This is a genomic window from Microtetraspora fusca (genome assembly GCF_001570365.1).
Lineage (GTDB): Bacteria > Actinomycetota > Actinomycetes > Streptosporangiales > Streptosporangiaceae > Microtetraspora > Microtetraspora fusca.
The window spans coordinates 37,435-55,295 of record NZ_BBYK01000081.1 but is presented as its reverse complement, the minus strand read 5'-3'; the positions used below and the strand labels follow the sequence as shown (position 1 = coordinate 55,295).

Sequence of the window (17,861 nt, the reverse complement as noted above, 5' to 3'; positions counted from 1 at the left end):
AAACTCACTGAGAAAACGTCAGTGGGCGTTGTCGTGGGCTGTCGAGCGGCCCCACATGTCGACAAGCAGGCCGTAGAGGAGGTCGTCCGTCCACTCGCCCTTGATCCAGGTGTGCTGGGGGCGCAATCCCTCCCGCAGGAAGCCCACCCGCTCCAGGAGCCGTACCGAGTTGACGTTGCGGGCGTCGCACTCGGCGGAGACACGGTGCATGCCGCGTCGCTCGAACAGATCCCGCACCACGGCGCGCACCGCCTCGGTGGCATATCCCTGACCCTGCCACTGAGGGGCGAGAGTGAAGCCCAACTCTGCCTGCATCCGGTTCTCGTGCAGGTTCACCCCCACATCACCGGCCAGACACCCCTCGGCCTTGAGTTCGATCGCGTACTGGAACCATCCGGGGCGCTCAGGTTCCCCCGCTGCGAAGTCACCGACGAGCGAGGCTGCGGACTCCAGGGACACCGGCGCGGTCCAACTCTGATAACGGGCGACCGCGGGGTCCGAACGGTAGGCGGCGAACATCCGCACGTCCTCAGGACGGAAACGGCGTAGGTACAGCCGTGGTGTCTCCAGAAGCACCCACCGAGTCTCCCATAGGAACAGCGGCCTGCATCACCAAGAAATCGGCCCTCGACCAACAACCGAACGTCGAGCAGGTCATGGCCTTGGGCCGTGGCTTCGCCTGGCGTACGTGATCTCCGGCCGTCAGGCGTCATGAGCCATCGTTAGGTGATGGCTGGCCTAGTCAGGAATATCCAGGCCGATGCGAGGAGCTTCGATGCGGACGCTCCACGTGATCGCCTATTACGCCAAGGCCACGCCCATCCTGGCCGATCCTGGCTGTCAAGGTGCAGGTCACGGCATCGTCGTTCCGTTCAAGCAACCCGCCGATGGCAACGTGCTCAGCGTCGGCAACCGCGCGCGCAACACCTTGCAACGGGCGCTGCGCAGCCTCGGCGAACGCGGCTTCGCCCTCCTCACCGAACGCTGGACAGCCCTGCAACACACCACGCTCAGCCCCAGCCGGATCGGCGACCTTGTACGAGCCGCGCTCGTCCTCGTCCACTTCGAACATCGGCGGATCAGCTGAAAACTCACTGAGAAAACGTCAATGTGGTCGCTCTCAGCCTCGCGGCGGCCGGGGTCTGTACAGCGGCTGTGGTGCTCTCGGGATCGGTCAGCGAGTCACCGCCCGTTCCGTCCACCTGTCTGCAGCGCTGGGGCGGCAACGGCATCGGCGGCTGGGTACCCGCCGCCGCCGACATCGACGGTGTGGAGAAGTCGCTCGTCCCCGGCTCTCCGGTGAGGCCCTCATCTGCGCCTACCCTGGGGACAACGCGCATCCGGGTGGCGAGCGGCTGGCCGGTTCGCGGACGCTGACGGATCAGTCGGCGGCGATGGCCCGTGACCTCGCGTACCTCCCGGTGACCACCGCCAAGATAGGCCGCCCATGCACGGCGATGGGGGGACGGATAACCAACTACCTCATCCGGTTCGCTTACCCCAACGGCCGCGCCCTGTGGGTAGGCAGCGCCGAGGAGGTCAACCAGTGCGTGAGGACCACCAACGGCACGGTCGGCAGCAACTCGTACACCGGACCCGCCATCACCACCGCCTACAAGGACGGAATTTGGCAGTCCGTACCGCCGGACGACCCCTGCCGGGCCCCCGGCGACCGAAGGGGGCAGGACAAGCAGATGGTTCCAGGACAGCCCGGCCGACTCACAGTGTGCAGAGACGCCACGTACGTAAGGCCGCCCTACCGCAAACGGCATGGCAGAGACATCGCCCGTGCCCTGGCCGAGACGCTGAACTCTCTGGACACCGTGCCGAGCCAGAACTCATGCCAGGGAATAGGAGGTGCTGACGAACGCGGCATCCGGCTCATATTCGACTATCCGGACGGACCGGCCGCAGCAGTGACGATCTGGATGGACTGCGTCCCTGCCATCAATAACGGCCTGCTCCAGGCCGACCTGGACGACCGCGTCCGCGGCCAGATCCTACGCCTCGCCCCATCCTGACGATGGAACGCGCCCTGCCCCCGCACACCCTCGATCGCGCCTGCTGCCGGCCCGGACCCGACATGATGTGTCACACAATCCGGCCAACATTTGTGGTCACGGCACAAAGCCGCGCTTGTCGACTATGGAACGTAGGCAGCGTGAGAGAGATGCCGTGATCTCAACCTTGGTTTTGGCTCAGGGAGCCGCCGAAGGTTACGTCAACCGGGTTTTCCTACAGGCTGGACTCACGCCGAACGGCACATGGATCGATCGCTGGAGTGGCCCGCGCAATGCAGCGCGTGACCTGTCGGTGCCCCCAGGCGCCGTTCAGACCGACGGTCAAATGACGGTCAAACGATCGAAGGCCCGATCGCTGTCTCCAGCGATCAGGCCCTCGACTATCGGGTCGGGGTGGCGGGATTTGAACCCACGGCCTCTTCGTCCCGAAGCAATCAAGATCGAGGGATGACCTCCGGCCATTTGGACTCTGGCCTGCGGATACGGTCCACAGTGATCCACCGTCATCCGGCCTTGTCCATGGCCGTTGTCACCCAGTTCGTCACCCAGTCGGTCCGCCGTGCTCAAGTGATCGCCGCTGCATTGCTGACTGGAACGCCGTGCGGGTGGCCACGGGCCTGCATGCGGGCGGACGCTCAAGACGGTGGCATCAAAACCTCGACCACTCGGAAGCGGGTATATGGTGCCAGACTTCCATCGCCCACTCACGGATGAGGAAGAGTGGTCGGCTGAGGACGGCGTCCCCTGCCCGCTGCACGCGCATCATGAGCCCCAGGTGCACCGATAGAGCGTTTCCTTCGTGTGTGTAGCGCAGGTCCAGTCCGTACGCCTTCGTGTGATCCCAGACCCGCTGCTCCGTCTCGGACGGCACCCGTCCGACCCAGCACGCACCATGCCGTCCAGCGTGACTTGCGGACCGTTGAGCGCATCTACCGCGACGCAGGCCAGATGCGCGGAATCGGTGTAGTAGGTCGTCACGCCTACCTTGGTGAACTGTTCTTCACAACCGGCGGAGATCGTTGCTTGGGCGCCGTCCAGCGCAGCTACGACCTCGTCGGGACTCATGCCGAACCGCGGACCCGTGGACGCTTCAGCGCGGGCAGACCTCCAGATAAGGCAGCGCGGGAACGTGCTCCGCCCACTCCTGCCGCGTCAGCGACCGCCCGGCACGCGTGCAGGCGGCCTGGGCGGCGGTCTCCGGCGCGCCGGGGAAGCTCCTGACCGTGGCGTGGCCGTCGACGGTCAGTACGCGTGAACCGTCCGGGGAGAAGGCCGCAGACCATACCTGGCCGGTCGCGGGGTCCAGCCCGCCGCCGGTATCGGCGGAGCGGCCGAGGCTGCTGCCCGAGAGCGGGTCGAACAGCAGCACCCGGCCCTGGCTCTGCGGGAACGCGATGAGGTCTTCTGCGGGAGAGTAGGCTGCGCCCGTGCCGAAGACGCCGCGCACCGGCAGGCCGACGCTCCGGCGGGTGGCGGTGTCCCAGCGGGTGATGCGTCCACGCGAGTCGTGCACGATCAGGATCGTCCCTGAACGGGTGAACCACGCCTGCCTGCCTGATTCGCCGGCGCCGATCTCGCCGAACGGCTCGCCGATAGGCACGCCGGAAGCGGTGTCGAGCAGGCGCTGGTCCCGGCCCACGACGGCCAGCCGCCGACCGTCCGGGGAGAACGCGAGCGCCTTGGGCTCCGCCGTGGGCGTGCGCCACAGCCTGCGGCGCGCGGCCCAATCCCAGAGCTCCACCGCGTGCCCGACCCCGGCCGGCAGCAGGAGCGCGAGGCGCCGCCCGTCCGGGCTGAAGGCGACCTCCCAGCTCTGCTCGCCCGCCGCGAAGTCCGCCAGGACCTTCCCCGTGGCCGGGTCCAGGACTTTGGTCCGGCCCTCGTGTACCACGGCCATCCTGCTGTCCGGGCTGAAGGCGAAGGCGACGGGGCCCGGCATGGTAGGCAGGTCCTTCCCGGTGGCAAGCGAGCGGACGGTGATCGCGTCATCGGCGTTCGAGACGACCAGATATCGCCCGTCCCCGCTGAGCACGGCCCGACTCACCGGTTCCCGCCCCGCCTCGGCCGTCAGGTCGGCGACGTCGAGTGAGAAGACCTGGTCACCCATGAGATAGCGGAACGTCGAGCCGTCGAAGGCACCGATCGGCCGGACGGCGGCGTCCCCGTCGCCGCGGACCTGGGCCTTGGTAAGTGGCTGGAGACCTGGCAGCCGCCAGAACCGGATGCTCGCCCGCGACACCGTCGCCAGCAGCCTCCCGTTCCGGCTGAAGACCGCGTCGCCGTTGTCGTCGATCCCTTCTCCGGGCCCCTGCGCCGAGCCCTTCCTGAGGTCGGCCAGTACCAGCCTGCCTCGGACGTGCGACGCTCTCCACCTGCCGTCGGGACTGACGACACCCGTGCGGGACGACAGCTCCGCGGGGACCACCTCCCATTGGTGGCCGGCGCGGACGCTCACCCGCGTGCCCTCGTTCCGGGCGACGGCCTCGGCCCACCTGGTGATCCGGTCCGACACCCGGGGAGTCGGCCAGGTGCCGACAGCCTCACCGGTGCGGACGTCCCACGCCCCGGCCCGCTCGTCGTTCGCCACAAGGAGCGTGCGGCCAGAGGGCGTCAACGCAAGGTCCGTGACCGGCCCGCCGCCAAGGTCGAGCCCTGTGACCGCCGCGACCTGCCGGCCCGAGCGAACGTCCAGCAGGCGCGCCAGGCCGCCGCGCAAGCTGACCAGCGTGCGCCCGTCGGCGGCGAAGTAGGTCAGTGCACCCGCCCCGCCACCGCTGTCGCGGAACATCGCCTGCTCGCGCTGGGCGAGCGCGCCGTTCAGCGCCGTTCTGGCCTGTGTCGTGCCCGCGAGCCGCCAGGCTGCCACACTCAGCAGCAGGCCGAGACGCGGGTCCGTGCGCCTGGTCGCGTCCGCCAGTGCGGCGAGGCGGATCGACTCCGACCTGCGTAACGCCGTCGCCAGTTCCTCGGCCTTGGCGTCGGCCTCCTTGCCCTGCCACACCGCCAGCCCGCCGCCCGTCAGCGCAATGACCAGAAGTCCCGCCAGGCTCAGCGTGACCAGCCTGGCCCGCCTGGCACGACGCCTGGTCACGCGCACCGAGGACTCCAGGAAGTCGCGCTCGACGGGCGAGAGCGTGATGTTCCTGCGGTAGGTGGCCGCCCACTGCAGGGCGCCGTCCAGGCTGGTGCTCTGGAGGAGATCTCCGTCCTTGCGTCCCGCCTCTTCCCACTGCTGCGCGGCGTTGCGGATCTGGCGGTGCGCTGCCAGACCGTCGCGGTTTGCCTCGATCCAGCGGCGCAGCCGCGGCCATGCGTGCGGCAGGGCGGGATGGGCCAGCCAGACCTCCTGCTGGTCCCGGCCAAGCAGGTAGCCGAACACCTCCATGATCCGCGTGATGGCCGCGACCTCGGGTGCGGGCCGACCCTCCACGAGCTCGGCCATGCCCGCGTGCCGGACCGCCAATTCGTCGCGCTCACCCACTGTGACCAGCCGCAGCAACACCTCGGGGACCAGCTCGCGCTCGGCCGGGCCGAGCAGCGCGTATGACTCCTCGGCGAGCGTGCCGAGCGCCGGGTCGTCGCCCGGCCCGGCCATCTGGGCCGCGGTGCGGCCGCCCTGGGCCAGCAGCCGCGCGGTGTCGAGTCGGCTGTCGCCGCTGACCAGGGCGAGCAGCAATTGCCTGGCACTTGGGCGCTCGCGTGGATCCTTCATGAGCGCCGCGCTCACCAGCGGGCGCATCAGCTCGGGCAGCGCGCTCAGGTCGGGGTTCGACGACAGCACGCGGTGCATCACCCCGCCCAGGCTCTCCGCCTCGAACGGGTCGGCGCCGGTGGCCGCGTAGAACGTGATCCCACCCCAGGCGAAGACGTCGGCGGGCTGGCCCGCCCGCTGACCGGAGAACACCTCGGGCGCCATGTAGGTAGGCGTGCCGGTGACCAGCCCGGTCGCGGTCAGCGACATCTCGGCCGTCCTGGCGATGCCGAAGTCGATGACCCGCGGACCGTCGGGCCCGAGTAGCACGTTGTCCGGTTTGAGGTCGCGGTGGACGACGCCGGCCCCGTGGATCGCCGTCAGCGCCGTGGCCACCGCGGTCGCGAGCCGGTGCAGGTCCCCGTCGTGGAAGCGGCGGCCCTCGGCGACCGCCTTGCGCAGACTGGGGCCCGGGACGTACTCGCTGACCAGGTACGGTCGCGGTCCGTCCAGCTCGGCCTCGATGACCCGGGCAGTACAGAACGAGGAGACCCGCTGAGCTGCCGCCGCCTCCTTGGCCAGTTGCGCCGCCTGGTCGCCGTGCAGGACCTTGATGGCCACCCGGGTGCCGTTCTCGGCGTACGCCTCGTAGACCACACCCTGCCCGCCGGCGCCTAAGCGACCGGCCAGCCAGTACTCGCCCAAGCGCTGCGGGTCCCCCGGAATCAGAGCTTCCACGGGAGCTTTAGATGCTTCAACTGCCGGATAGGTTCTGTCGAAAAGCTGTAGTTTTCTACACACTCGAAAGTCATTGACGCCGTCGTGCAAGCGACCCATAAGATCACCGACCGTGATCATGGCTATCGCGCTCAGCGCGTCTCTGATAACGACCGGCGCCCCCGCTCAGGCCTCGGCCAAGACGGTGTCCTTCCAGGGCTTCTCCATCCAGGTTCCGAGCACCTGGCGGACCAAGGCCGAGGGCTCCGGCCTGCGCGTCATCACCGGCGCCTGCTCCAAACAGGCCACCGAGTGCAAGAGTTTCCTCCTCGGCGGCCCTGACCAGGTGAACTACGGCCACGAGGGCGGCCCGTACCAGGTCGGCCAGCTCTACCACCCCAGCAGTGGGGTGATGGAGTGCGTGCCCGACAAGAAGCACACGGAGAGCGGGGCCAAGCTGGTCCGCAGCCGAAACGTGTCCTTCGGCGGGAAGCCTGCGCGCTACAACCAGTTCACGGTGTCGTGCGGCACCGAACTCTCCTACACCCAGCGGGTCTGGTACATGAAGTCCAAGAAGGTCATCGTCGTCGACCACTGGAAGACGCCGGGCCTGTCGTCCATCCTCCGTCAGGCCATCTGGAAATAGGGCAAGCCACCCGATCTGCCAGGCGGCAGATCGAGCGTGCCGGGGCGCATCCTGCACGGTGGGCCTGGGCCTGGGGCAGGAGGCGGTCATCGGCGTGCCGGGGCAGGGGCCTCTCCTATATAGCGGCTGGCTGCTGTCGTGCGGGGCATAGTCACTCAGCAAACGCAGAAGGCCGGCTCCGAAGATCGGAACCGGCCTCTCAGCTGGTACTTCTGGGTCGGGGTGGCGGGATTTGAACCCACGGCCTCTTCGTCCCGAACGGGTATGACGCGTTCATAGCAGCCCCTGGTCGAGTGATCGAAGGTTCGTATAATCCCAGGTAGATAGGCATTTTTAGATACCCAGCAGTGACCGAGGGGGCCCATCCGTGACGGCGGGCCCCACGGTCAAACGACGGTCAAACGATCAAGGAGGTGATCGACGGAGTGGGGTACTCGCGGAAGCGGACCGGCGGGGACGGCAAGCCCCGATACACGGCCTACTACTGGGACCTCAAGGGCGCGGAGAAGTCCGCCGGCACGTTCTCCAGCAAGAAGGAGGCGGACAAGGCTTGGCGCGATGCCGAGGCCCTGGTCGCGCAGGGGCGGGTAGGAGATCCGCGGCGCGGGCGGCAGACCTTCGAGCGGTACGTCCTCGAGACCTGGCTGCCCAATCACGAGATCGAGGCGACCACCCGGCAGAGCTACACGTACACGATCCACAGGCACCTGATCCCCGAGTTCGGCGCTATGCGGATGATCGACATCCTTCCCGAGCACGTGCGCGCGTGGGTCGCCAGCATGAAGAAGAACGGCGTCAGCCCGGCGACCATCAAGTACGCCAAGGTCCTGTTGAGCGCGATCTTCACTACGGCGCTCAACGACCAGGTGACCTATCTCCACCCGTGCCGAGGTGTGAAGACGCCCACCGTTCCCCGGAAGCCGCGCACGATCATCACGCCCGAGCAGTTCGACCTCCTATACCGAGCGCTCCCCGACGCCGACGCTCAACTCCTGGTGGAGACCTCCATCGAGACCGGCCTGCGATGGTCCACCGCGCTCCTGCTGCTCGCCGCCGACCGGGTGATCCCGCGCTTCGACGCGGCGATCTTCGCGCACACCGGGCGGGAATCGAAAGAAGTCATGCGGCATCTCGACCGTATGGAGACGATCGCGGTCGAGGCGGGCATCCCGACCGTCCGAGTCTCCGTCCCGGGCACCCGCCCCGACGCCCTCGATCCGGATCGCTTGCCTGTCTCCGTGGCGCCGTCCGGCCTGCACTCGGATGGGGAACAGGGTGTGGCCCAGCGACCATGCGCCTGCATGTATTTGATCAGGCCCGTCGGGGCGGTCATACGGTCGCTCCTGGGCTACCCGCACCCCCGTCGCGTCCCGGACGGTGTCTACGCCGAGCATGCGATCGGCCTCAGCGTGGACGAGGTCCGCCGTGCCAGGGCTGCAGAGGTGGCCTACATCCGCAACGTCTTCCCGCTGCTCGCCATCGGCTGGACCCGCGCCGACTGCCAGACCTATCTCGCCCATCGGGGATTGATCACGCCCGCGCCCGTCGGTACGCCATGCATAGGCGCCGTGGGTAGCCCCGCTGCTTCCCAACAGGCCGATCATGCATGCGAACTGCTGGATGACCTTCCCGAGGGGCGTGAGGAGGGTGCTCAATGAAACCGTTGACTCTGGCCGAGGTCCAGGCACTGCCCGCTGTCGTTCCGCTCCTCACGGCTGCCCAAGCTCTCGGACTGAGCCGTAACACTGCCTATCGCCTCGTCCAGCGCGACGAGTTTCCCTGCCGCGTCATCAGGGTCGGTGACACCTATCGAGTGCCGACCATCGGGTTGCTCGTCCTGATCGGAGCCGACAGAGAGAACGTACGGAGCGCCTTCGGTTCCAGCGCGTGAAGCCTGAGGTCATGGGAGCCCCGACGCCACACGTGGACAGGGGCTCTCCATGATTGCAAGGCTACGAGCAGCATTTGTCATCGCATCTGTCTCACGTCCGTAGGCAAATGATCAGCTCTGGTTGTCACCCCGTCTGGAGCAGTACTCCTCGGGGCCATTTGGGGGCAGACCAAGTACGCCGGAAAGGGCTAATAGGGCTGGTTAGCGGCATCTCGCGTGTTCAGGGCTCCGCCATGAGTTGCGCGGACCTGTCGTCTCCTCCGCCGTCGCCCCAGCGGCGCCATTGTGTGGCGGCTCTTGTGGAGCTCAGCGCGTCACCCGGTCGCGGCGGCGGGCGGCGCGGATCTCGGCGTCGGCGACCTTGTCGTCCAGCAGTGCGTATAGCTGGGTGGTCTCGGTGGAGGCGTGGCCGAGACGGCGGCGGACGGCTTCGATGGACACGCCGGAGTTGATCAGTTCGGTGGCGTGGGCGTGGCGCAGCTGGTGCATGTCGATGTTCAGCCCGGCCGCCGCGCAGTAGGTGGTCCAGCGGTGGCGGGCGGCGTCATAGGACAGCGGCCCGCCGGCGCCGGCGAGGTAGAGCCGGAAGGCTGCCGCGCTCGACACCGAAAATGTATGTTCGCCGCAGTAGACATTTGTGGCCGCTGGGGCTAGTGTTTCTCGCATCGTAAGGAACGGATCGGCCGGGCAGCGGAAGTACTAGCACCACGATGAACTGCCCGGAGCAAGATGAAGTTGGAAGTTGATGGCAGAAGGTCGGACGTGACGGGCCAGCGCAGTGGTTAGGGGCCCTGATCGTGGACGCGCTGCCGCAGGTGAAGCCGGATAGTGGTCCGGAAGAAAGAGATGAAGGGAGTGTTTGACGCCATCGGGATCGCCCGTTGCCGGCTGAGTCTCGCCGCTCGGGTACCGGAATTCCACGGATGGGAAGGTGGTCTACGGTCACGCATCCGCGATCCCCGCATCACCGCCGCTCAGTACGGCGGATGCGGAAACAGTGAGCCGGCCAGATATGGCCGGTAGATGGTGTTGAACTCTTCGGGGCCCCGGCGCGACAGGTGCCGGGGCCCCCTGTGCGTGTGATGGAAAGGAATGTATGGATCAACCTCGCTCGGCTGCCGAGGGCGAAACGCTCGCTCACGGCAGGATTGCGGACACGGCCGGGTCCAGGGCTGGATTCAGGGCTGAAGACCGGTTCGAGGATCGGTTCGACGATGAGGACTACCCCGCCTACAGCATGGGCGCGGCCGCGGAGATGCTCGGTGTCAGCCCCGCGTTCCTGCGGGCTCTGGGTGCCGCGAAACTGATCGAGCCGAAACGCTCCAGCGGCGGCCATCGCCGCTACTCCCGCTACCAGCTGCGGCTGGCTGCGCGCGCGCGGGAACTCGTCGATCAGGGCACTCCTGTGGAAGCCGCCTGCCGGATCATCATCTTGGAAGACCAGCTCGCCGAGGCGCTGCGCATCAACAACGCGCGCGACCGCCCGGCCGGACACTAGCACCGGCGGTGAGAAGACCCGGCAGCGTGAGGCTGACCGGGTCTTGGTGTGCAGCTTGGCGACGTGGTCGCGCTTTTCGCTGGCCTGACCTCCCGGATGCGTGCCTCCTGCCAGGTGTAATAACGTTTCGCACGCTGTCGATTACTGGTATCGAGGAGCTGTGGGGCTGTGGTGGACATCCCGTGCCGCCGATTCTCGTGCGGCAGCGATGCAGCAGCCGGAAACGTATCAGGGCTCACACCCGTGAAGGTGTGAGCCCTGATACGTGGCGCTATTTGTCAGGCGGCAACGATGTTTTCGGCCTGAGGGCCCTTCTGGCCCTGGGTGACATCGAAGGCCACCTTCTGGCCCTCGCGCAGCTCGCGGTAGCCGCCCTGAGAGACGATGTTGGAGTAGTGTGCGAAGACGTCGGCGCCGCCGCCGTCCTGCTCGATGAAGCCGAAGCCCTTTTCCGCGTTGAACCACTTCACGGTGCCAGAAGCCATGTTGATCTCCTCTTGATAGGTGCAAAGCCGAAATCCGCACTGCACGAATTCCGCGTCGCCGAGATAGGCCCACACCCGGAGAAGACCGGCAAACAAAAAATGCACCTGAGGCTACATCTGCCAGGTGCACACAAGTTCATTATGGGTACCACAACTGCAACTACGTTCAACCTAGCACACGTGAGGCGTGATACGCATACCCCGCCGCTATCCGCCTGGATGAGTCGCATTCCGCGCGGCGCCGCACTCCCGCCCCCGTATCTCAGGCCGCGCGGCCCACGGCCGTCATCCGCGCCTGCCTGCGCCGAGGCCGCCCAGGCGCTCGCCAGGACGGGGTGCGCTACCTGCCGATCCGGCCCCTGGCGGCCCCTGACTATCCGCCGCCGCGCAGCTACGGGTTCCCCGTATTGATGGCGGCGATCCACACCAAGGCATGAGGGCGCGAAGTCGCGGCTAACCGGCTGTCGGGCCTGTGGGCCTTCGTTGTCCGGTCGGCCAGGCTCAGCTCATGCTCGGCGCGGGTGCCGGCAGAGCCGTTGTGGCCTGCAGCGGTGAGGATGTCGCCGGGGCGCGCGCATGGCGTCGAAGGCGACGGCTCCGTACCCGGCAAGGGTGGCCTCCAGCGCTGTCTCGAAGTCAGCGATGCTGCGTTCGATTAGGAATGCCACACGCTTGAGCGGCGGTTCGGCATGAAACGCCTGAACGAGCTGATCGAGCCGGAGGAGCAACTGGTTCGCACCTTTGAGACGGACGTCCTCCAGCTGACTCGTGGACATCGGGCCCTGCGCCTGTGTGCCTCTTGGAGTACGGCACCAAGGCGAGGGTGCTTGATGGCGATATCGCCGAGCGTCATGTCGTACGGAGGAGGGGTGGGCATCACTGGACGCTCTGTCATCTGAGCGGTTGGACGCTGGTCGCTTGGTCGGCCTTCCTGATCTGAACAAGGCTTCGCCTGCACGGGACATCATGCAGCGATCAAGGTGTCCAGGAAAACTCGTTTGAACCTGTCGGTGCCCCCTGGAGGCGTTCAGACCGACGGTCAAGTGACGGTCAAATGACGGTCAAACGATCAAGGGCCTGACCGCTGTCTCCAGCGATCAGGCCCTTGACCTGCATCTATCGGGTCGGGGTGGCGGGATTTGAACCCACGGCCTCTTCGTCCCGAACGAAGCGCGCTGCCAAGCTGCGCTACACCCCGGTGCCACAGAGCTTGTTGCCCTGCTTGCCTCGGAAAGTCTAGCGGACTTTGGTCGTGCTTGTGTCATCCGCCGGTTCGGCGATCAGGAAGTGGTCCGCCGGGGGACGAGCGTGAGGAGCGTCGCCTCCGGCGGGCAGGCGAACCGGACCGGTGCGTACGGCGAGGTGCCGAGGCCGGCCGACACGTGCAGCCATGCGGTCTCGTGTCGGCTCAGGCCCTTCACGCGGGCCCGGTCGATGCCGCAGTTCGTCACCAGAGCGCCGTAGAAGGGGATGCAGAGCTGGCCGCCGTGGGTGTGGCCGGCGAGCAGGAGCTGGTACCCGTCAGCGGCGAACCGCGACATGTTGCGCGGTTCGGGGGAGTGCATGACCCCCAGCCGCAGGTCGGCGTCGTCGGGGGCGGGGCCGGCGATCAGGTCGTACCGGTCGCGGTCGATGTGCGAGTCGTGGATGCCGCCGACGTGGACGTCCAGATCGCCCACCTTGAGGCGCGCGGTCGTGTTGTTCATGTCCAGCCATCCGGCCGCGGTCATCGCGGCCCCCAGCTCGTCCCAGGGGAGGTTCGGGATGGTCTGCCGGCCATCGCTCTTGGACGTACGCCAGAGGTACCTGGCGGGGTTCTTGGGGCGCGGCGCGTAAAGGTCGTTGGACCCGTACACGAACATGCCGGGCCGGTCGAGCAGGGGCTCGACGGCGCGCATGTAGGCCGGGACCGCGTCGGGGTGGGCGAGCGTGTCGCCGGTGTTCACCACCAGGTCGGGCTGGAGGGACGCGAGTGAGCGCACCCAGTCGATCAGGCGGGACCGCCGGGGGGTGAGGTGCAGGTCGGAGATCTGCAGGATCCGCACCGGCCGTTGCCCCGGAGCGAGTACGGGAACGTCGAAGCGCCGTAGCCGGAACCAGTTACGTTCCAGGACGGACGCGTAACCGAGACCCGCCACGCCGAGGCCGAGCAGGGACAGGGGTACCGCGACAGCTTTCCTCACAGTGCCATCATGCCCGACCCGCGCCGCGGCTCAGGGATAACGAGGCGAGAACCGATCCGCCGAGGCGGCAAGATGGACCCTATGAGTGCGTTGAAGGACAAGCTGAAGGCCGATCTCTCGGCTTCGATGAAGGCCCGCGACGAGGTACGCCTCCGGACCATCCGTATGGCCCTGGCCGCCGTCAACGTCGAGGAGGTGGCGGGCAAGGAGGCTCGCGAGCTCTCGGACGAGGAGATCGTCAAGGTTCTCACCCGCGAGGCGAAGAAGCGTCGCGAGGCGTCCGAGGCCTTCGCGAACGCCGGACGGGCCGCCCAGGCGCAGGCCGAGCTGGACGAGCAGGCCGTTCTTGAGGAGTACCTGCCCGCGCAGCTTTCCGACGACGAGCTGAACCGCCTGGTGGACGAGGCGATCGCGGAGAGCGGCGCCGAGGGGCCCAAGGCGATGGGGCAGGTCATGAAGGTCCTCAACCCGAAGATCGCGGGTCGCGCCGAGGGCGGCCGCGTCGCCCAGGCGGTACGCGCCCGTCTCGCCGGCTGACCCGGCCGCCTGCCGAAGCGCCCGCGCTCGGAGCGTGAAGCGAGCCAGGAACGAGCTGAGGCCACTCGCTTGACTCGTTGATTGGCTCGCCTACTCAAGCCGCCCGAATCGGTGCGTACGGGCGCCACAAGCGCGTCGCGGGCCGACGGTGACGACCGCCGGCCCGCGAACCACCGCCTCTGGCGGCCTCGTCAGTTGCCGAGGATGAGCGGGTCGTCGCCGCCGTTCCCGCGGCCGAACCCGCCTCGGCCGTGGTCTCTGCCGTTGCCGCGGTCGCCACGATCGCCGCCGCGATCGTCACGCTCCGGCCGACGGGGCGCACACTGGCTGCTGCACCCGCCGAACCGCGACATATCGGGCCCGACGAACGACGTGGCCGAGATGCCCTTGAGCGCCCCCAGCATGGTGTCCTTCCAGATCGGCCCCGGGATGGTGGCGCCGAACACCGAGCCGTAGGCACGCCCGCCCATGACCTGGCCGCTCAGCGGGTAGCGGACCGGGCCGCGAGGGTCGCCGAGGCTGACCGCTCCGGCGAGGTCCGGGGTGTATCCGGCGAACCAGACGGTGCGCGACTGGTCACCGGTACCGGTCTTGCCGGCCGCGTCGCGGCCGATGCCGCCGACGCCGCGCATGGTGCCGTTGGTGAACACGCCCTTCAGGATGTAGCTGGTCGCGTCGGCGATCTCCGCCTCCACGGCCTGCTTGCAGTCCGGCTTGAAGGCGGTGGACTTGCCGAACCGGTCGACGATCTCGGTGATCGCCATCGGCGCGCAGAACTTGCCGCGCGCGCCGAGCGTCGCGTACGCGGACGCCACGGTCACCGGGTCCATCTCGTTGAAGCCGAGGGTGAAGGTCTGGAACTCGCGCAGCTTCTGGCCGTCGGCCCGCTTGATGCCGAAGTCCTTGGCCGTCTTGACGACGTCGCAGAGACCGACCTTCCGCTCCAGCGTCATGAAGAAGGTGTTGACGGACCCCCAGGTGCCGGTCTTCAGGGTCTCGAACCCGCCGTTGCCGCCCTCGGAGTTGTGCTGGACGGCGCTCGGGTCGCCGACGTTCTCGCCCTTGCAGTTCTTGAAGTCGGAGTATCCGTTGGCCTGGAACGTGCCGCCGACGCTGAAGCCGTCGTCGATCTTCATGCCCTCCTTGAGGGCGGTGACCAGGGTGAACATCTTGAACGTCGAGCCGGCCTGGAAACCGGTTCCACCGCCGTGCAGGGCGTCGGCGACCACGTTGAACGACATCTCGTTCTTCTTGTGGTTGGTGCCGAACTTGCGGCTCGCCGCCATGGCCCGGATCGCGCCGGTGCCCGGCTGGATGAGCGCCTCGGACGCCACCGGCTTGTCGGACGCGTGGACGTACTTCTTGATCGCCTTCTCGGCGGCCTTCTGCATGTCGCGGTTGAGCGTCGTCTTGATGGTCAGGCCGCCCCGGTTCAGGAACTCCCGCCGGGCCTTCTCGGTCTTGCCGAACTGCGGGTCGTGCAGGATCTCGTTCTGCACGTACAGGCAGAAGTACGGGAACTCGCTCTCCTCGCACCCGCCGGGGATGGGCTTGTCCTTGTAGCCGAGCTTCTTGGCCTTGGCCTTGGTGGCCTCTTCCTTGGTGATGATCTTCAGCTCGGCCATGCGGTCGAGCACGACGTTGCGCCGCGCGATGAGGCGGTCGCGGTACGCCTTGCCCAGGTTCGGGTCGGTGTTGTTCGGGTTCTGTACGGCTCCGGCCAGCGTGGCGGCCTGCACGAGATCGAGCTCGGAGGCGTGCTTTCCGAAGAACCGCTTGGCGGCCGCCTCGATCCCGTAGGATCCGGCACCGAAGTACGCGATGTTGAGATACCTGTTGAGGATCTCGTCCTTCGCGTACTTCTTCTCGATGGCCATCGCGTAGCGGATCTCGTTGAGCTTGCGCGAGAACGTCGGCGCGAGCGCCGCGGCCCTGTCCGCGTCGGTCTCGGCCTTGTTGAAGATGACCTGCTTGACGTACTGCTGAGTGATCGAGGAGCCGCCCTGCGTGACGCCCCCCGTGGTGAGGTTCTTGACGAGGGCACGGCTCGTGCCCTCAAGATCGAGCGCACCATGCTCGTAGAAGCGGAAGTCCTCAATGGCGACGATGGCCTTCCGCATAATCGGTGCGATCTTGTCCAGCGGGACGGACTCGCGGTTCTGGAAATAGAACTGCGCGATCTGCTTACCGCCCGCGTCGAGCAGAGTGGTCTTCTCGGGAAGCGGAGGCTCGTCGAGTTCCTCCGGCCCGATGTTCAGCTCTTCTTTGACGGATTTCACCGTGATGCCCGCGCCGCCGACAGCCGGTAGCGCGATGGCCGCCGCCAGCACCCCCGCCGCACCTGCGGCGACGAACAGCCGCAGGACGGTACCGAGCGCCGTTGCCTGAGCTTTGCCTTTAGCTTGCACGTTACCAAGGGTACGCGTGTCGCGGCACTCGATCGCTACCGGAGGTGCCCACTTTACTGTCGGCCCTTACCGGCAGGACTAGTCATTCCCGGCCACATGGCCTGACATGACCATCCGGGAAATTGGTCCGCCCGGGTCTGTCGAACAGATCGTCATCTTGCGTACGTTCTCCTCTGCGGCAATGCAACCAGGAGGCTCGACGCCCGCGCCCGTCGGCCGAAATGACGACTGACCACCTTAAGGGGAGTGGGGTCGAACATGTGGATCACGGATTGGACCTCCCGTGCCGCCTGTCGAGGTGCGGATCCTGACGCGCTCTTCGTGCAGGGCGCCGCGCAGAACCGGGCGAAGCTGATCTGCCGGGGATGCCCGGTCCGTACCGAATGCCTCGCCGATGCGCTGGACAACCGCATCGAGTTCGGGGTGTGGGGCGGCATGACAGAGCGGGAACGCCGCGCGCTATTGAGGCGCCGGCCCGATGTGAACTCCTGGCGCGACCTGCTGGAGTCGGCCAAGGAAGAGTACGAGCGGACCAACGAGCTCATCGCCGGATGAGTCGGGGGTCCGTCCCCTCCCTCCTCACTCGGTCATGAGGCGAGGAGTTCTCCGATCTCGCGCAGCCCGTCCAGATCGTGGACGTCCTCGGCCATCGCCGGGACGTGGGCGATCGGCACGGTCGGGTGCGCCGACGTGAAGTGTTCCTGCTCGCGCTGCTCGCGGGCGGCAAGCTGCATCCGTCCTGCGTGCAGTCGCAGGACGGCGGCGGCCAGATCGTGCTCGCCACGGGCCTCCAGGTCCTCCGCCGCCGCGGTGCTCCGGGCGGCGGAGAGGGCGGCCGCCGGCGAGCGGTGCATCCGGTTGATCACGAGCCCGGCCAGGGGCATCCGCTCCTCGGCCAGCCGCTCGACGAAGTAGGACGCCTCGCGGATCGCGTCACGCTCCGGCGTGGCGACGATCACGAAGGCCGTCCCCGGCGCCTGGAGCAGCTTGTACGTCTGCTCCGCGCGCTGCCGGAAGCCGCCGAAGACCGCGTCGAGGGCCGAGACGAACATCTGGATGTCCTTGAGCACCTGGGCGCCCAGCACCTTCGTCAGCGCGCCGGCGACGAGGCCGAAGCCGGCGTTGAGCAGCTTGAAGGCGCTCCTGCCGCCGGCCTTGGCCGGGGCCATGAGGATGCGGATCAGCCGCCCGTCGAGGAACCGGCCGAGCCGTTCCGGCGCGTCGAGGAAGTCGAGCGCGGACCGGGACGGGGGCGTGTCGACGATGATCAGGTCCCAGTCGCCGGAGCGGCGGAGCTGCCCCAGCTTCTCCATCGCCATGTACTCCTGCGTGCCGGAGAAGCTCGACGACAACGACTGATAAAAGGGATTTGTCAGGATCTGGCGGGCGCGCTCGGGGTCGGCGTGAGCTTCGATGATCTCGTCGAAGGTCCGCTTCATGTCGAGCATCATGGCGTGCAGCTCGCCCCGCGAGCCGTCCGGAGAACTGCCCCGGGAGCCCTGGGAGCCGTCGTGACCGCCCTTGGCGCCGTCCGGGGAACGGACACCCTTGACCAGGCGGGGGATGTTGTCCAGCTCGGTCAGCCCCATGGCCTGGGCCAGCCGCTTCGCCGGGTCGACGGTCAGCACGACCACGGACCGGCCCCGCTCGGCCGCGCGCAGTCCGAGGGCCGCGGCCGTGGTCGTCTTCCCCACGCCGCCGGAGCCGCAGCACACGATGATGCGCGTGTTCTCGTCGTCGAGGATCGCGTCGATGTCCAGAGCGGGCGCCGTCTTGGTCACAGC

General features: G+C 67.5%; 15 protein-coding genes and 1 tRNA gene. 8 read left to right on the top strand and 8 right to left on the bottom strand.

Annotated elements, in window-relative coordinates; genetic code table 11:
• Positions 1–18: 18 nt before the first annotated feature.
• Positions 19–576: a GNAT family N-acetyltransferase gene (locus tag AWQ68_RS37185; RefSeq protein WP_084464828.1), complete on the bottom strand. Its 558-nt coding sequence runs from the start codon at positions 574–576 to the stop codon at positions 19–21.
• Between the two features lie 199 nt (positions 577–775).
• Between AWQ68_RS37185 and AWQ68_RS37180 the strand changes: the two genes are divergently transcribed.
• Both AWQ68_RS37180 and AWQ68_RS37175 read left to right on the top strand, forming a co-directional pair.
• Positions 776–1,087: a transposase family protein gene (locus AWQ68_RS37180; RefSeq protein ID WP_066950480.1), complete on the top strand. Its 312-nt coding sequence runs from the start codon at positions 776–778 to the stop codon at positions 1,085–1,087.
• Positions 1,088–1,394: 307 nt separating this feature from the next.
• Positions 1,395–2,021 (top strand): hypothetical protein, encoded by a 627-nt coding sequence (locus AWQ68_RS37175; protein ID WP_066950477.1) that lies wholly within the window; start codon positions 1,395–1,397, stop codon positions 2,019–2,021.
• 1,090 nt (positions 2,022–3,111) lie between these two features.
• Here AWQ68_RS37175 and AWQ68_RS37165 read toward each other — a convergent pair.
• Positions 3,112–6,450: a WD40 repeat domain-containing serine/threonine protein kinase gene (locus AWQ68_RS37165; protein WP_169809061.1), complete on the bottom strand. Its 3,339-nt coding sequence runs from the start codon at positions 6,448–6,450 to the stop codon at positions 3,112–3,114.
• Between the two features lie 112 nt (positions 6,451–6,562).
• Between AWQ68_RS37165 and AWQ68_RS37160 the strand changes: the two genes are divergently transcribed.
• The 3 genes from AWQ68_RS37160 (at position 6,563) to AWQ68_RS37150 (ending at position 8,966) form a co-directional block, all read left to right on the top strand.
• Positions 6,563–7,075, top strand: a complete 513-nt coding sequence (locus tag AWQ68_RS37160) for a hypothetical protein (RefSeq protein ID WP_066950469.1) — start codon at positions 6,563–6,565, stop codon at positions 7,073–7,075.
• Positions 7,076–7,488: 413 nt separating this feature from the next.
• Positions 7,489–8,733 carry a tyrosine-type recombinase/integrase gene (locus AWQ68_RS37155; RefSeq protein ID WP_066950466.1) on the top strand — a complete coding sequence of 415 codons (1,245 nt, stop codon included), beginning with the start codon at positions 7,489–7,491 and terminating at the stop codon, positions 8,731–8,733.
• On the top strand, positions 8,730–8,966 hold the full coding sequence (locus tag AWQ68_RS37150) for a helix-turn-helix domain-containing protein (protein WP_066950463.1): 237 nt from the start codon (positions 8,730–8,732) through the stop codon (positions 8,964–8,966). The genes AWQ68_RS37155 and AWQ68_RS37150 overlap by 4 nt, the downstream gene beginning before the upstream one ends.
• A gap of 306 nt (positions 8,967–9,272) precedes the next feature.
• Here the strand turns inward: AWQ68_RS37150 and AWQ68_RS37145 are convergent, their stop codons facing one another.
• Complete coding sequence (locus AWQ68_RS37145) at positions 9,273–9,572, bottom strand: tyrosine-type recombinase/integrase (RefSeq protein WP_066950461.1); 300 nt, start codon at positions 9,570–9,572, stop codon at positions 9,273–9,275.
• Positions 9,573–10,062: 490 nt separating this feature from the next.
• Between AWQ68_RS37145 and AWQ68_RS45465 the strand changes: the two genes are divergently transcribed.
• Positions 10,063–10,464: a helix-turn-helix domain-containing protein gene (locus AWQ68_RS45465; RefSeq protein ID WP_245656481.1), complete on the top strand. Its 402-nt coding sequence runs from the start codon at positions 10,063–10,065 to the stop codon at positions 10,462–10,464.
• A 278-nt stretch (positions 10,465–10,742) separates the two neighbouring features.
• Here the strand turns inward: AWQ68_RS45465 and AWQ68_RS37135 are convergent, their stop codons facing one another.
• The 3 genes from AWQ68_RS37135 to AWQ68_RS37125 all read right to left on the bottom strand — a co-directional run bounded on the left by AWQ68_RS37135 (position 10,743) and on the right by AWQ68_RS37125 (position 13,132).
• On the bottom strand, positions 10,743–10,949 hold the full coding sequence (locus AWQ68_RS37135; RefSeq protein ID WP_061253952.1) for a cold-shock protein: 207 nt from the start codon (positions 10,947–10,949) through the stop codon (positions 10,743–10,745).
• Between the two features lie 1,124 nt (positions 10,950–12,073).
• Positions 12,074–12,147 (bottom strand) — tRNA-Pro (locus AWQ68_RS37130).
• A gap of 82 nt (positions 12,148–12,229) precedes the next feature.
• Positions 12,230–13,132, bottom strand: coding sequence for a metallophosphoesterase (locus AWQ68_RS37125; RefSeq protein ID WP_066950458.1), 903 nt, complete (start codon positions 13,130–13,132; stop codon positions 12,230–12,232).
• 81 nt (positions 13,133–13,213) lie between these two features.
• Between AWQ68_RS37125 and AWQ68_RS37120 the strand changes: the two genes are divergently transcribed.
• The gene (locus AWQ68_RS37120) at positions 13,214–13,669 is read left to right on the top strand and encodes a GatB/YqeY domain-containing protein (RefSeq protein ID WP_066950455.1); all 456 of its coding nucleotides are present in this window, start codon (positions 13,214–13,216) and stop codon (positions 13,667–13,669) included.
• A 191-nt stretch (positions 13,670–13,860) separates the two neighbouring features.
• Here the strand turns inward: AWQ68_RS37120 and AWQ68_RS37115 are convergent, their stop codons facing one another.
• Entirely contained in the window at positions 13,861–16,077 is a 2,217-nt protein-coding gene (locus AWQ68_RS37115; RefSeq protein WP_066950452.1) for a transglycosylase domain-containing protein, read from the bottom strand.
• A gap of 258 nt (positions 16,078–16,335) precedes the next feature.
• Between AWQ68_RS37115 and AWQ68_RS37110 the strand changes: the two genes are divergently transcribed.
• Positions 16,336–16,632 carry a WhiB family transcriptional regulator gene (locus tag AWQ68_RS37110; protein WP_061253934.1) on the top strand — a complete coding sequence of 99 codons (297 nt, stop codon included), beginning with the start codon at positions 16,336–16,338 and terminating at the stop codon, positions 16,630–16,632.
• Positions 16,633–16,664: 32 nt separating this feature from the next.
• Here AWQ68_RS37110 and AWQ68_RS37105 read toward each other — a convergent pair whose 3' ends face one another.
• Positions 16,665–17,858, bottom strand: coding sequence for an ArsA family ATPase (locus tag AWQ68_RS37105; RefSeq protein WP_066950449.1), 1,194 nt, complete (start codon positions 17,856–17,858; stop codon positions 16,665–16,667).
• Between the last annotated feature and the right edge of the window lie 3 nt (positions 17,859–17,861).